Annotated in this window: 12 protein-coding genes and 1 pseudogene; 5 read left to right on the top strand and 8 right to left on the bottom strand. The window is 46.9% G+C overall.

Annotation, left to right across the window (positions count from 1 at the left end; translation table 11 throughout):
* Positions 1-17 precede the first annotated feature (17 nt).
* Together galE and NLX74_RS10725 are read right to left on the bottom strand one after the other, a co-directional pair.
* On the bottom strand, positions 18-1,007 hold the full coding sequence (galE, locus tag NLX74_RS10730; protein ID WP_023989887.1) for a UDP-glucose 4-epimerase GalE: 990 nt from the start codon (positions 1,005-1,007) through the stop codon (positions 18-20).
* 1 nt (position 1,008) lies between these two features.
* Complete coding sequence (locus NLX74_RS10725; RefSeq protein ID WP_235308854.1) at positions 1,009-2,187, bottom strand: galactokinase; 1,179 nt, start codon at positions 2,185-2,187, stop codon at positions 1,009-1,011.
* 220 nt (positions 2,188-2,407) lie between these two features.
* Here NLX74_RS10725 and NLX74_RS10720 point away from each other — a divergent pair, with 220 nt between their 5' ends.
* Positions 2,408-3,274: an AraC family transcriptional regulator gene (locus tag NLX74_RS10720; RefSeq protein ID WP_235308853.1), complete on the top strand. Its 867-nt coding sequence runs from the start codon at positions 2,408-2,410 to the stop codon at positions 3,272-3,274.
* 126 nt (positions 3,275-3,400) lie between these two features.
* Here NLX74_RS10720 and mgrA read toward each other — a convergent pair whose 3' ends face one another.
* From mgrA to NLX74_RS10700, 4 genes are all read right to left on the bottom strand, one after another.
* Entirely contained in the window at positions 3,401-4,399 is a 999-nt protein-coding gene (mgrA, locus tag NLX74_RS10715; RefSeq protein WP_039272878.1) for an L-glyceraldehyde 3-phosphate reductase, read from the bottom strand.
* An 84-nt stretch (positions 4,400-4,483) separates the two neighbouring features.
* Positions 4,484-5,224 (bottom strand): NAD-dependent protein deacylase, encoded by a 741-nt coding sequence (locus NLX74_RS10710; RefSeq protein ID WP_235308849.1) that lies wholly within the window; start codon positions 5,222-5,224, stop codon positions 4,484-4,486.
* Entirely contained in the window at positions 5,221-5,991 is a 771-nt protein-coding gene (locus NLX74_RS10705; RefSeq protein WP_254328697.1) for an HAD family hydrolase, read from the bottom strand. The genes NLX74_RS10710 and NLX74_RS10705 overlap by 4 nt, the downstream gene beginning before the upstream one ends.
* Positions 5,992-6,005: 14 nt before the next feature.
* Positions 6,006-6,812: an alpha/beta fold hydrolase gene (locus NLX74_RS10700; RefSeq protein ID WP_254328696.1), complete on the bottom strand. Its 807-nt coding sequence runs from the start codon at positions 6,810-6,812 to the stop codon at positions 6,006-6,008.
* 314 nt (positions 6,813-7,126) lie between these two features.
* Between NLX74_RS10700 and NLX74_RS10695 the strand changes: the two genes are divergently transcribed.
* The 3 genes and pseudogenes from NLX74_RS10695 to ilvD all read left to right on the top strand — a co-directional run bounded on the left by NLX74_RS10695 (position 7,127) and on the right by ilvD (position 10,618).
* Positions 7,127-8,161 carry an acyltransferase family protein gene (locus tag NLX74_RS10695; protein WP_254328695.1) on the top strand — a complete coding sequence of 345 codons (1,035 nt, stop codon included), beginning with the start codon at positions 7,127-7,129 and terminating at the stop codon, positions 8,159-8,161.
* Positions 8,162-8,336: 175 nt separating this feature from the next.
* Positions 8,337-8,576: pseudogene (locus tag NLX74_RS10690) on the top strand (KGG domain-containing protein); the annotation flags it as partial.
* A 353-nt stretch (positions 8,577-8,929) separates the two neighbouring features.
* On the top strand, positions 8,930-10,618 hold the full coding sequence (gene ilvD, locus NLX74_RS10685) for a dihydroxy-acid dehydratase (RefSeq protein ID WP_023989895.1): 1,689 nt from the start codon (positions 8,930-8,932) through the stop codon (positions 10,616-10,618).
* Positions 10,619-10,715: 97 nt separating this feature from the next.
* On the opposite strand, the gene NLX74_RS10680 is transcribed toward ilvD, so the two are convergent.
* Entirely contained in the window at positions 10,716-12,101 is a 1,386-nt protein-coding gene (locus NLX74_RS10680) for a polysaccharide deacetylase family protein (protein WP_254328694.1), read from the bottom strand.
* Positions 12,102-12,279: 178 nt separating this feature from the next.
* Between NLX74_RS10680 and NLX74_RS10675 the strand changes: the two genes are divergently transcribed.
* The gene (locus tag NLX74_RS10675; protein WP_254325046.1) at positions 12,280-13,434 is read left to right on the top strand and encodes an AI-2E family transporter; all 1,155 of its coding nucleotides are present in this window, start codon (positions 12,280-12,282) and stop codon (positions 13,432-13,434) included.
* Here NLX74_RS10675 and NLX74_RS10670 read toward each other — a convergent pair.
* Positions 13,422-15,197 (bottom strand): peptidoglycan D,D-transpeptidase FtsI family protein, encoded by a 1,776-nt coding sequence (locus NLX74_RS10670; protein ID WP_254328693.1) that lies wholly within the window; start codon positions 15,195-15,197, stop codon positions 13,422-13,424. The two genes, NLX74_RS10675 and NLX74_RS10670, sit on opposite strands and share 13 nt — an antisense overlap.
* Positions 15,198-15,348: the final 151 nt, after the last annotated feature.

Below are 15,348 nucleotides of genomic sequence, written 5' to 3'. Positions count from 1 at the left end.
ATGTCATCGTCTCCCGTCTATTCGTCGCCGTAGCCGTGAGGGTGCGACTGATGCCATCCCCATGCTCCGCTAATAATATCCTCCAATTGGGTACGTGCTGGACTCCAGCCCAACACCGAACGAGCCTTGTCAGAAGATGCAACCAATATCGCTGGATCGCCTGCGCGGCGTGGCTCTGTAACAACTGGAATGTCGAGTCCAGTGACCTTGCGTGCCGTCTCAATAACTTCTTTCACAGAGAAGCCCTGTCCATTGCCCAAGTTGAATACGTTGCTGTCATTGCCTTCGCGCAAGTAATTTACTGCACGCACATGAGCATCCGCCAGGTCACTCACGTGAATGTAATCCCGAACACACGTGCCGTCAGGTGTCGCATAATCCTCACCAAACACAGCGATGTGTGGACGTTGCTTCAAGGCTGTCTGGAGCACTAATGGGATCAGATGGCTTTCTGGTCGGTGATCTTCACCGATCTTGCCGCTCTCATGCGCACCAGCCGCATTAAAATACCGTAAAGACACATATTTGATGCCTAAAACTTTATCAAACCACGACATCATGCGCTCCATCATCAGCTTTGTTTCACCATACACGTTGGTTGGCTCTGTACGGTCTCCCTCTTCAATCGGCACCTTTTCCGGTTCGCCGTAGGTAGCCGCAGTAGAGGAAAACACGATTCGGCGCACTCCAGCATCCTTCATTGCCTCCAGCAAGCTCAGCGTGCCAAATACATTGTTGTCGTAATATTTACCAGGATTTTGCATGCTTTCTCCAACCAGCGAATTGGCTGCAAAATGGATAACTGCATCGATACTATTTTCAGAGAACAGTTTGGACAGTAGTTCTTTATCCCTCAAATCCCCTTCATACAACTTGCCTCCAAGCAATGCTGCTTTGTGCCCGGTTTGCAAATTGTCCAGCACCACAACTTCTTCTCCCAGATCCAACAGTTCTGCTACGGTATGTGAACCGATATATCCAGCTCCACCTGTGACTAAAATGGCCATGTTATTCGTCCTCCTTCAGTTCTTTTACTCCGTCTCCTGCCTTGCATACATAAAAGCTGGCTTCCAGCCCTGTGCGGGTCTGATAAGCTTCGCCGACTTCCTTCACAAAACGTTCCACATCGTCCTCATGAACCAATGAAACCGTACAACCTCCAAATCCGGCTCCTGTCATACGAGCACCCAGCGTGCCAGGAATGCGTCGTGCTTCTTCAACCATGACGTCCAGCTCCGTGCAGCTGACCTCATACAAATCGCGCAATGAATCATGAGAAGCATTCATTAACTGACCAAAAGCTGCAAGTTCATTCGCTGCGAGAGCATCGACAGAGGCCAGCACACGAGCGTTTTCCTCCACCACATGCTGTGCCCGCCGACACACTGTTTGGTCCGCGATGTGATGCTGAAGCTCTCCGAAACGTGCCTCATCCAGCTGAGCGAGGTATTCCAATGACGGCTTCTGCTGCTGTAAAATGGACAGTGCTTCGGCACACTGGCTACGACGCTCATTATAGGCTGAGTCCACCAAACCGCGACGCTTGTTTGTATTGCCGATCACGAGCTTATAAGCCCCCGTGCGGAATGGCACTTTACGGTACTCCAACGTATCGCACATCAGAAGAATTGCATGATCAGCTGCTCCGTTCGCTACAGCGAACTGGTCCATAATACCGCAATTGACACCAACGTAATTGTTTTCTGCCCGCTGGGACAACAAAGCGATTTCGACCGTATCTGTTTCCTGTTTTTCGATCGTGAGAAACGCATATCCTGTAACAACCTCAATGGAGGCTGAGGAGGATAATCCAGCACCATTCGGTATTTCTCCATGATAGAGCAGGTCATATCCGTTAGACGGATGAACTCCCTTTTCAGCCAACTCCACCAGCACACCCACCGGATAGTCCACCCACTCATCCGTTTTGTTTTTACCTATTTCTCCACGGGGGATAGACACTTCATACGACAGGTTTGTCGAAGCAAAATGAATTTCATCATCATTGCGCGCACGAAGGATTAGCGTCGTTCCGAATTCCAGCGCAGCCGGGAGTACATAACCACCGTTATAGTCGATATGCTCTCCAATCAGATTGACACGTCCAGGTGCATGAAATATCCGCAGTTCATTGCTGCTTTCACCATATTTTTCAATAAAATGTTTCTTTAATTCAGTAGAATTCATATCCGCATCCACCTCATATACCGTTAGTAAAGGCCCTCCTGATTTCCCTGTAACATCTTAATCAGGTTGACATCTCTTATGATTTCAGTATAAATGAAAGCGTCACACAATGTAATGCATCCATGTGTTTAAGCTATGGATAAATGTGACTTGGATATGTACAATGTAAGTATACCGCATCCGCTAAACCATTCACAAATGCAGGAAGGATGACCCTATTTTGCAAGCGTATTCATATAGTTATGCCGTCGCCTCTAATCCGGTGTTTTATGAAAATAGCCCGCTGCATGTGCTTTTTGCAGGAGAGAGCCAAACCAAATCCGGTCATGCCGTGGGGCCGAAAATCTATGATTACTATCTGCTACACTTTGTAGAATCGGGCAGAGGTATCTTCCGAACGGAACAGCACACATATCAGCTTGAAGAAAACGATTTTTTCCTTATTCATCCCGGTCAGCTGGTGAGCTATACCTCTGATGAAGAGGAACCGTGGCGTTATCGTTGGTCTGCGTTTACCGGGCACCATACTGAGCAGGTGGTGCAGGAGGCCGGGCTACGTGTTCACCAGCCTGTCTTTCATGCTTCCGATCAAAGTCCCATCCCCGGTTATTTGGAGCAAATGCAATTGGCCTTTTATAGCAGAAAATCTAGTTCTCATCTATCAGCCTTGGGCTATTTGTATCTGATTATGGGGGAAGCAGGCAATTACCTGAGTGACTGGACTGATCCGTCCGGGGCGGATTCGCAAATTCAACGTACAGTCAAGCAGATGGTTCAATATATGTCCACTCAGTACGCACACCCCGTTTCCATTGAGCAAATGTCTGAAGGACTTGGTTATAATCGTGCGTATTTGTCACGGATATTCAAAAAGGAAACGGGGATCTCCCCCGTCACCTATCTGCTTAAGCTAAGAATCGACAAATCACGTCAACTGCTGCGTGAACGTCCTGAACTATCGGTAGAGCAAGTGGCCGCTTCGGTGGGACTAACCGATGCCTTATATTTCTCACGTCAATTCAAGCGCTTCTGTGGTCAGTCTCCAACCGAGTACCGAAGCAAGGTTAAGCAGTATCCACAGTCGTAAAACAGACTTAAACAGCCCGCATCCTTCAAACGGATACGGGCTGTTAATTTATATTGTATAAGAGAACACGAAATTAGGCCGATGACTACAAATTAACTTTCGCCATTAGGCTGTGCCGCCGTCCTGTCAGTTCCCGGCATTCAGAATCGAATCAATCCGATCCAATTCCTCCTGAGAAAAGTCCAGATTGGATAAGGTAGCAACATTTTCTTCAATTTGGCTTACACGGCTTGCCCCAATCAAGACAGAGGTCAGACGTTCGCCGCGCAGAGCCCAGGCCAGCGAGAATTGAGCCAAACTTTGTCCGCGTGCAGCAGCCATCTGATTCAGGGCGCGTACCTTACGAAGTGTCTCTGGCGTCACATGGTTCTCATTCAGGAAAACCGAAGTACTCGCTGCACGTGAATCCTCGGGAATTCCGTTCAAATATTTATTGGTCAGCAATCCCTGCGCCAGCGGGCAAAAGGCAATGCTGCCTACCCCGTTTTCGTCCAGTACATCTTGTAATCCGTTTTCAATCCAGCGATCAAGTAAGGAGTATTTCGGCTGATGAATCAGAAGCGGTGTTCCCAACTCCTTCAGAATGCGAGCTGCTTCTGCCGTTTGCTCCGCACTATAATTGGACACACCCACATACAGCGCTTTGCCGGAACGTACGATATGATCCAGTGCTCCCATCGTTTCTTCCAGCGGCGTATCAGGATCAAATCGGTGAGAGTAGAATATATCGACATAGTCCAGCCCCATCCGCTTCAGGCTCTGATCCAGACTAGATATCATATACTTGCGAGATCCCCAGTCACCATAAGGCCCTGCCCACATATTGTAGCCCGCTTTAGTGGAGATGACCAACTCATCTCGATACGGTTTCATATCACTGGCTAATACTTGTCCGAAAAATTCCTCAGCTGATCCCGCAGGAGGGCCATAGTTATTAGCTAAATCAAAATGCGTAATTCCCAGATCAAAGGAGCGAGTAATCATGCTACGGCCATTCTCCGCGTTGTTAATCCCGCCAAAATTGTGCCACAAGCCCAGCGAAATAGCGGGCAGTTTTAGACCTGATCTCCCTGTACGGTTATATTTCATACTTTCATAACGATCTTCGCCAGCTAAATAAACCATGCTATCCCAGCCTCTCTCGAAACATTGTAATGTCCATCACAACATCATCATAGCGCTTTTATCCAGGCGTTGACAAGAAAACGATTACAGACCTAATTGATGAGCAAGTTTTTCCATAACTTTACCGATTGGATCAGTGATCAAAAGATCCGCCTTATGATCATAAGAGGTGGGATCTGTATTCAGCAGCACTGTATGTTTACCACGAAAATAAGTAATCAAGCCCGCAGCGGGATGTACTGTCAGCGACGTTCCTCCAATTAACAGCAGATCAGCCTGCGAAATAGCCTGAACGGATTGAATAATGGTATCCTGATTCAGCTCCTCCTCATATAAAACGACATCCGGTTTGATAATTCCTCCATCTATTGGACATTTAGGTACAACCTCAGAGCTGTTCATCACTTCATCTAGGCTGTAAAAGCGTCCGCATTCCATACAGTGGTTCCGATGCACCGAGCCGTGAAGTTCCAATACATTCACACTGCCGGCAGCCTGATGTAAGCCGTCAATATTTTGGGTCACAACCGCTTTTAGACAGCCTTGCTTTTCCAATGACGCGAGGAAATGATGACAACCGTTCGGCTCCGCATCGGGATGCAGCATTTTGCTGCGATAGAAGTCGAAGAACACTTCAGGATGCTTCACAAAAAATGAACGGCTCAGCATAACCTCAGGCGAATAAGGCAATTTCTCCTCACTTTGATACAGGCCAGCTGCCGAACGAAAATCCGGAATACCACTTTCCGTCGATGTGCCTGCACCGCCGAAAAAAACAATATTCTGTGATTGCTGTATCCATTCCGCCAACGTATTAACTTTCATACCCTACGCACCTCCAGTTCTTCATATCCACGAACAACCTTATCCGCATCCAGCAAATGACCAGAACGTTCTGCTTCTGGCGCAAATCCAATAGCGAGCCGCACTCCGGCACGTTTGCCCATCTGCATGTCCCCATTGCTATCTCCGATGACTACCACGTCCGCCGGCGACAATCCTAGTAATGCGCAGGCTTTTTCAGCCATTTCCGGGTCAGGCTTACCATATGTAACCCTATCATGTCCGATAATCTCATCAAAATAGGATGTCAGCCCCATCCACTCCAAATGCTCCTGTGCAGCCTCTGTACTGTCAGAGGTCACAACCGCTAGCTTCAGCCCGGCATGGCGGCTTTGCTCCAGCAATGTCCGCAACCCTGGAAACACCTTCGCTGCCCGATGTCGCCGAATATCAGCCATCGCCGTTTTATTAAAGTCGCGGACAAGCCGCACAGCTTCATTCCACGGTACACCAGCATTATAAAGCTGCCAAGCCAGTACCCCCGTACTTTCGTCCACCGTCCCCATGGCCAGCGGGCCAGAAGGGTCGTAACCGATCACACGTCCCTCCTGATCGTGAACAGTACCTAGAACGGTACCTTTTTCCACCGTAAAACCGGCACCTGCCACGATAAGATGCTGCTCTATCATATCCAGTATAGAACGAGCCCAGGGGCCCCACAACTGAATAAAATCCAGCAACGTTCCATCTTTATCTAATAAAATACCACGGCATGGGTACCGCTCCCCCTGCACGATCAGCTCAGACATGCAGCACACCTCCTTTACTGATTCTTAGCAGCCACATCCACACTCTCTTTCATCCAGTCCTGTAAAGCCGTTACCGTCTGATTCCATTGCTCGGCAGCGCTAATTTTTGCAGGATTATCCCCTTTTTGGACACCATAACTGCCGAATTGGGCATGATTTCCCCCTTCGACTGTAAAATACAGCGTGTTGGCTGGTAAATAAGTTCTTCCACTTTGGACATTTTCCATCTGGACGACTCCATCATCACTTCCCAGTAGAGAAATAACGGGCAGATTTTTATCCTTTAAATTACCCTTGTTATCCGGGTAGGAGGCGAGGAAAAATACACCTTCGACCTGATCAGGATGTGCAGCTGCATATCGAGCCGCCATCACACCGCCTAACGAATGGCCTCCAATAACAAACGCTTCTTTCGGATATGCCTTTAGCACTTCATTCGCTAAATCCGGGGAGATCAATGCAAGGTTCAGTGGCATTTTTGCAATGATCACATGATGACCCTTTTCCGCCAGACGGCGTGCCAACGGCGCATAACTTTCGGGCTTCACCAACGCCCCTGGATACAAAATGACTCCGGCTCCGCTTCTTTTTACAGGCTCAAAACCAACCCAATGTTCTTGTTCATTTACTTTCACAGCATCCGCTACTTCGGCTAATGCAGCAGCAGCCGTCTCGTCAGGCTGATAAGGCGTAAATACCTTCCATGCCCCCCACCCTGCGATCAGTACAATGACAATCAGGATGCCTAAGAGAATTTTCCATATTTTCCGAGGACCACGTGTCCCATATGAATTGTATGATCTTCTTGTTCTTCTTCTCATTGTAAAAGTTCCTTTCGCCTTTTGTACCTCGAAATTCGTAATTTGAATATAAAATGTGTCGCTGTATTCATCAGCGTAACTATAGCCTTGTTAGGGTAACATCGTTGTACATACAGGGTCAAATCAGCATACATTTCCAGGTATTAGCCCATCTTTGTCCCGTGTTCAAGCTTTCGCCACATAATAAGGACATGGTAGCGCTTACTGTTGTGAAAAAAATCACAACGATAAGGTCCAGAGTATCGTACCTTGTTCCTTGTAAAGAATTATTTTTTAAATAGTTTAGTCGGCAGAAGCCGTTCGGAGGGAAACACATGACGACAAGCCATGATGTACAAGTGGAAAGCTTCTTTCTCAATCTGCGATTTCTGTTGATCATATGCGTATTTGCAGGAAATGCTCTGGAGCCTCTAGTCGGTTCACTTCATATTGCCCAACAATGGTTCAGCTGGATATTCATGTTCCATATGCCGTTGTTTGTACTCGTTACAGGCTACTTTGCCAAATCATCTTTGACCGGACCCGCAGGCCAAAAAGTTCTGCTTCAGATCGGTATGCAATATCTTATTTTTCAATCTCTTTATTCGATCTTGGATGTTGCACTCTTCCACGTTCCCCATATCCATCATTCGTTCTTTGCTCCTTATCTGCTACTCTGGTTCCTTGCCAGTCATATCTGTTGGAGACTGCTGATGCTGACTTTTCAGAAAATACCACCTGTCCTCCAATTGGGTATATCCGTGCTGCTGGGTATCCTTGTCGGGTATCTCCCTGTGGATGGTATATGGCTGAGCGTATGCAGAACCTTTGTTTATTTGCCTTACTTTGTAGCAGGTTATCATTTGAATTATGCGGACGTTCGACGGTTCTTCACAACACCAGTCCGCATAATCGCTGGCATTGTATCTCTTCTGCTTATGGTACTGGCGGGAACGTCGTATTTCGGCATCCCGGCAGGCTGGCTGTATGGCAATATGACTTACGGTGAATTGGGCCATACCGAATGGTACGCAGGAATTTACCGTATCGGCATTTATGGAGTTCAATGGATAGCATCGATGGCGTTTCTAAGCTTTGTTCCGACCGTGACAGGACGTATAACCGAGATGGGAAGACGGACACTATATGTCTTTTTACTCCATGGCTTGATCGTCCGTACCGTTGTTGCAAAGGGAGTCTACGAATATATAGATACTCCAGTGGAAGTCATGTTGATTGTAGTGTGTGCTGCAGGTCTGTGCTGTATGTTGACCATGCCTTGGGTTCGAACTGCAACAAGACCTCTGATTGAGCCACAGGTAGAGTGGATGCTAAAGCCAGCTCCTTATCCTTTTAGACGGTCCGCGTAATCTTTTTATCCCTTTTTATTTAACATTGAATACGCGACAACCCACTCACAGACGAACATGTAAGCGAGTCTACCCTCCCTTTACTCCACTTAGAGCCTGTTTCATACAGGCGTGATGTGGTAAGTAAAGGATGCGCGCAACAAAAAACAACTTTTTTATTAAGGAGTGATTTGTAATGGCACGTAATCAAAATCAGGGGAAAATGAGTCGCGAAGAAGCAGGTCGTATGGGTGGAGAAGCTACTTCCAAGAAGCACAATAAGGAATTTTATCAGGAGATTGGTAAAAAAGGCGGGGAAGCAACCGCAAACTCTCATGATAAAGAATTTTATCAGGAAATCGGCAAAAAGGGCGGCGATGCTACAGCTGAGTCGCATGACAAAAATTTCTACAGAGACATCGGTCGTAAAGGCGGCAGAAATTAAGGTGTAGTGTCATATTCCGCTCTCCTTTAACATAAAAAAAGCCTGAGCCCATCCGCTTTATTGCGAAATGGGCTCTTTCATATTTTAGCTGATACGCAAACCTATCAGTATACATATTTCTAATAGAATCACATTCTAACCTCTCCTAAATGCAATATATAGACAAATAAAACTGGTCATATCTATATATTGTTGATTACAGAACACTTCTTGTACTTTTTCAAAATCTTCATATATGTAGAAAAAAGCTCACATCTATGATAGACTCTTTAGAAAACATCTGCGCTATTACGGCGTCCATTGAACGCCATACTATTTTTATACTTTGGGGGGAAACCAGCATCATGACAGCTAAGACGAAAATGCGTTCCGATATGATTAAAAAAGGCTTTGACCGCGCTCCTCACCGCAGCTTGCTGCGCGCAGCGGGTGTCAAGGAAGAAGATTTTGACAAACCGTTTATTGCGGTATGCAACTCGTATATTGATATCGTACCGGGCCACGTCCATTTGCAGGAATTTGGCAAAATTGTCAAGCAAGCCATTCGTGAGGCAGGCGGTGTACCTTTCGAGTTTAACACCATCGGTGTAGATGACGGCATTGCCATGGGGCACATCGGTATGCGTTATTCTCTGCCGAGCCGTGAAATTATAGCTGACTCTCTGGAAACTGTCGTTTCCGCTCACTGGTTTGACGGCATGGTTTGTATTCCTAACTGTGATAAAATTACCCCTGGCATGATGATGGGCGCATTGCGCGTTAACATTCCAACTATTTTCGTCAGCGGCGGTCCTATGAAAGCTGGTAAAGACAAGAACGGACGCTCTATTTCCCTGACCTCCGTCTTCGAAGGCGTAGGTGCATATCAGGCTGGTAAAATCGACGATCAAAGCTTGCTTGAATTAGAACAATATGGCTGTCCAACATGTGGCTCCTGTTCAGGGATGTTCACAGCGAATTCCATGAACTGTCTCGCAGAAGCGATGGGTCTGGCTATGCCGGGTAACGGCACCATTCTCGCAGTAGCAGAAGAACGTAAAGAATTCGTTAAACAATCTGCACGCCAATTAATGGAATTGATTAAGCTGGATCTTAAACCACGTGATATCGTGACTAAAGAAGCTATTGATAATGCATTTGCACTGGATATGGCAATGGGCGGTTCCACGAATACCGTATTGCATACATTGGCACTTGCCCATGAAGCAGAAGTGGACTACCCTATCGAACGTATTAATGAAGTCGCAAACCGCGTACCTCATTTGTCCAAATTGGCACCTGCTTCCGACTATCATATTGAGGATGTTCATAATGCAGGCGGCGTAAGCGCAGTCCTGAATGAATTGTTGAAGAAACCGGGCGCACTGCATGGTGACTGTATTACTGTAACCGGAAAAACCATTCGTGAAAACGTAGAGGGTCAGGAAATTCTGGACACTAACGTTATCCATAAACTGGACAACCCTTATTCTGAACGTGGCGGTCTGGCTGTATTATTCGGTAATCTGGCACCGCAAGGCTCCATTATCAAAGTCGGTGCAGTTGATCCTTCGGTTGGTGGTTATCACAAAGGTCCTGCTATCTGCTTTGATTCACAGGAGGATGCACTGGCAGGTATCGCCAACGGTAAAATTAATGAAGGACACGTTGTTGTTATCCGTTATGAAGGTCCAAAGGGCGGACCTGGTATGCCTGAAATGCTCGCTCCAACTTCACAAATCGTGGGCATGGGGCTTGGTGCCAAGGTGGGTCTGATTACAGACGGACGCTTCTCAGGTGCTTCCCGTGGTATCTCCATCGGTCATATTTCCCCCGAAGCCGCAGAAGGTGGACCTATCGCTTTTGTTGAGGACGGCGATATCATTGAGCTGGACTTGAACAATCGTAAGATTGAGCTCCACATTACGGACGAAGAATTCGAACGTCGTCGCGCCAACTGGAAAGGCTTTGAGCCGAAGGTGAAAACGGGTTACCTGGCGCGTTATTCCAAGCTGGTGACGAACGCAAGTAACGGCGGAATTATGAAAATCTAAATGCTTTGCCAAGATAGGATTACTTTATGAACGGCTAAAAAGCCTCTCGATCCCTAACAATGGATCGAGAGGCTTTTTTATTAGGTCATTAGGTTAGCTATTCAGTCATTTCGCTGTTGAGTATATGGACATCATCTCTCTGAGTTGTTTGCTCAAGAGCTTCGTCTGAGTAGTGTGAGTCTCCCTGATGAAAACGGTCAAACAAGGTATCCATTGGCATCACGATCAGTTTCGGTACCATTACATCTTTTTTTTCACTCAATTGTTCTGAACCCGAAGGATGAATAACACGAAATAACAGCTTTAGATATACAGTGGACACATGCTTGAACAGTCCTTTGGGAAGCTCCCGAACTTGAAATCCCAACTTCTCTGGTCCCCGATGAATCATACTTACTGCATAGATCGCCTTTACACCCTTCATTTCAGAATCATGTACAATGCGTTGGGCCAGATCAGGAAGTTGTTTTTTCACAATCCTAATCAATTGAATAGCTAGATGTACCATCGACTTAGCCGTCGACCCCAATTGAAATAACTTTTTATTATCAAAATGAAGCTCAATTATCGGGTCCCCTTTTTCTAGCCACCTGCTGTTCTCCATATTTACATTTGGCCCATGATAGATACGGCGACGATAATAAAAGATCGTATCCTCCTGACTTACGGGACGAAGACGAAACAAAACATGGAATAGCCGCTCATACTGGAGCCATCCACATACCAGCGTTCTTTTTGACCAGCTCGTACTGAACATCTCGGAGGCAGTAGGTTGATTGACAGACTGACGGCAAAACAATGTATCCACCCGTACGCTGCGCAGTTGTCGTTCTTGGGCGACCCTCAGCAGCTTCTCCAGTGCGATTAGCATATTCTGGGGCGCTTCCGCGTCTGCCCCCAATGTCGTACCACAGTCATGGAGCAGCATCACCTCGCCACCCCTTAGCTTTTTGAGCATTCTCTCCGCCAATTGTTTCGCTCCAATGCTTGCCTTCCAGTCCCCGAACATGGAGGACCATAATACGATTCGACGACCATGGGTGTTGGAAATATCAAAAAAGTTCACTATCCCCCAAGGTGGGCGATAAAAGGTCGTTCCCTCGCCAGTTACTCGACGAATGACTGACTCTGTCTGGGCAATTTGTCTTCTGACCGTAACAGGCCGCATAAGCCAATTCGATTTGTGCACATAATTATGAATACCGATTAGATGACCTTCATCATGCATGCGTTTCAGAAGTTCAGGGTGTTTTTCTGCATTCATCCCAACAACAAAAAAAGTAGCCTTGGCATCAAAACGCTTCAGTAAATCAAGCAGCTGTGATGTATACACTGGATCAGGACCATCATCAAAGGTGAGCGCATATTCTTGCTCACTTTTACCGCGCCGGAACACCCGGAACCCAAATATACGACTAACCAGCGCCGGAACAAAAGCATAAAAAGTTGAAATGTAAAACATCCATAACAGCAAAGTCTGCACGTTTTATCCCCACTTTTCTATTCTGAACTCCCAAGCAGGCTTCCTGAGGAAAACTCACTTACTTATATGTTATCACAATGACGTAAACATGCCGAGATTTCGCGACTGCATATGGTCAGCATTGAGGTCCAATTTAGTGTACAATAAGTAAAAATCTTAAAGGAGTCGTTGTATACATATGCTTCCATTGTACAAAAAATATTGGCGTACCGTTTTTGATATCGGACTGATCGTATTAACCGTGTATTTAATTATGTTCGTATCCAGCAAACTGTATCAACTTGCGGCACCTGTGTTCCTTTCGTTCGTCGTGTTCTGGTGCATTGAACCTGCCGCTCGTTATTTTCATCGTAAGGGAATGAAGAAGCCCTTCGCCTCTGCGCTCTCCGTATTGCTGTTTATCATCCTTTTACTTGCTATTTTTTTCGGATTGGGCCTGATTCTGGTTACGCAATTTACGAAAGTCGCGCAAAACCTCCCACATTATACGCAGATTATCCAAACGGAATTCACGCGGTATCTTCATCTTTCTCAAGATAAAATTGCTGCTTTACCTCCGGGTGTTACCGAACGTGTAAATGATTATTTTGCGACTGCTACCACCATTGCTACGAAATGGGCACAGCTAGGGTTATCCTTTTTCATACAATTCCTCAGCTCTTTCACTGTTTTTATGGGCAACTTTGCGGTTGCGATCATTTTAGCGTTCTTTTTAAGTATGGAAATTAATCTTTGGAAGGGCATTGCTCGTAGTAAAACACCCAAGACACTAAAAACGGCTTACCTTTTTCTAAAAAATCACGTACTTAAAGCTATCTCCGCTTTTCTCAAGGCTCAAGCTCTACTGGTAGGGATTACCTTTGTTCTCGTATTTATAGGTTTACTCATTTTGCAAGTGGATAATGCCCTATCGTTAGCGCTCGTGGCAGCTTTGTTTGATATCCTGCCCTTGTTGGGTGTGCCTGTTATTTTTATTCCGTGGGCAGTGTATTTGTTCATCACAGGCAATACTGGCCTGGCTGTAGGGTTGCTTATTGTCATGGCTGTCACGGTGATCGTCCGCCAGCTGGCAGAGCCTAAAATTACTGGTAACTCCATCGGTGTTTCATCTGCCTATCTGATGCTTTCCTTTGCCATTATATCGTTATCCATCTTCGGATTGGCCGGATTAATCCTGTCCCCCATTCTGATCATTTTGCTCAAGGAATTATGGCAGCAAGGTTATCTGCAGCAATGGATTCGGTTTCCGACAGAGGAATTTGACGAGCCTCCGTTTATCGTTAAAATCCAGGAGGAAGATCGTGAAGCTACCCGTGGAACTCAGGAGGATTGAGCTAACAGATCCATTACTTGACCAAACAGTGCTGTAGCTTGATTTGCAGAATGTGTTGAAGCATTTTGCACAAGGACGGCGACCGCATAACGAGGCCGCTCTATCGGACCATACCCTATAAACCACTGGTGATTGATAGGGTGACCGTTCTTCAAAGCTTGGGCGGTACCCGATTTGCCGGCCAGATTCCATGATTTATTACGCAAGGAGGCACCCGTCCCCTGTGTCACAACCTTTTCCATTGCTTCACGAAGCATGCGAGCCGTCGATGTCTGAATCGAGCGACTACCCTCGGATGAAGGTACAGCATGAGTAGGTAGTTCCAGTAAGGTGCTACCGTCTGCGTAGCTAATGCGTTTTACAATGCGTGGTGCACGTACTTGACCATCGTGCAGCAAGGTGACGATGAGATTAGCAGTTTGGAGAGGCGTCACCAGCACATCGCGCTGACCGATAGCTGTCTGTACACGTACGCCCGGATCAGACGCGTTCGTATGGGAGTCGAATACGGCTCCCTTTTCTTCGTGATCCAGCGGTCTGAATTGAGGTAGCCCTGCAAGATTCCGCTCCTGCCAGCCCACAGTTCGGCCCAATCCCAATGCAGAGGCTGTGGCCTGAATTTGCTCAGCATTAAGCCGTTCACCGAGATGAGCGAACACACTATTACAGGATACGGCAAGCCCTTCCTCCAGGTTCAGGGTACCGTGTCCTTCTTTTTTCCAGCAAGTCAAACCGTACTTGCCATATGTTCCATGACAATGGAATTGTTCCTGCGGTTGGACAGCACCTGATTCAAGTGCAGCAGCAGCCGTAACCAACTTAAAAATGGAACCGGGCGTTACCGCCTTGAGGGCACGATTAGACCAGTCTGTTTTTTGCTGGGGATCAACATGACCGGGATTATAAAAAGGGCGAGACACCATCGCCAGTACATCCGCGTTACCTGCATCGAGCACTACCACCGCCCCTTCTGCCAAATGACTAGATTCCGTCAGCTTTTCAATCTGTTCCTGTATAGGTAGATCAATTGTAGTCTGTACCTGTAATGGATAGTGACCATTGGATGGAGCACTGACACGCAGCGGTACATGAGTCAATGGACGACGCTGCGCATCTACAAATCGGGAGACGAACGTTTCACCGACGCCGCTCAGCAGCGGCTCCAACGTTCTTTCCAGCCCGGCTGCCCCCATCGGCAGTTCACTCGCTCGGTCGGCACGTTCATACAGAAAGCCAAGCCATTGCCTGCCATTGGGCAAATCCCTGTAACGTTTCGCATAAGGTACAAGCTCAATAAGCGAAGGGGCTAGCTTCAGCAGCTTGCCTGCTTCATGCGGATTGATTTGTACGGGCTCTCCGCCCCCATCACGCCATATGAGCGGGGATTGCAGTCCTTTCCATCGTGTCAGTAGTTGATTCTTGTTCGTACGCAGTAGCTTAGCCAGTTCTTCGCCATGTATAGCCGCTTTGCCATCTACATCGGGAAAAAGCACTGGCGCCCATACGACTCCGCCAGTCAAGGGTTGCCCATGCCGGTCCGTAAACTGTCCACGTCCAGAGTCGATAGAAATGCCCTCCTGTCGCTGACGTGCTGACATTTCCTTAAGCGAATGCCCTCCATAAACAGACATATGAATGCCCGCTGTCCCCTGAATCCAAGCCAGTCGGAATAATAAAATCAGCAGTAGCGCCATCACCCCCAAGGCCATATATGCAATTCGACGTTTTCGTATGAAACTGCTACCACGCCTCGGCACACCCATCCTTCTTTCATCATTTTTCCAGTAGTATGTCCTGTAGTTGAAAAAGAAAACCCACTCAACTTTTAACGTGAATGGGTTTCCGAATTTAATAAAAAACCGTAATAAAAATAGTAATGGTCAGCACAACCCAAGCTACCTTTGTGTTTGTATT

The sequence above is a fragment of the Paenibacillus sp. MZ03-122A genome (genome assembly GCF_024213325.1).
GTDB classification, from domain to species: domain Bacteria; phylum Bacillota; class Bacilli; order Paenibacillales; family Paenibacillaceae; genus Paenibacillus; species Paenibacillus polymyxa_B.
The sequence above is the reverse complement of the archived record's forward strand: the minus strand, read 5'-3'. Positions and strand labels throughout refer to the sequence as shown.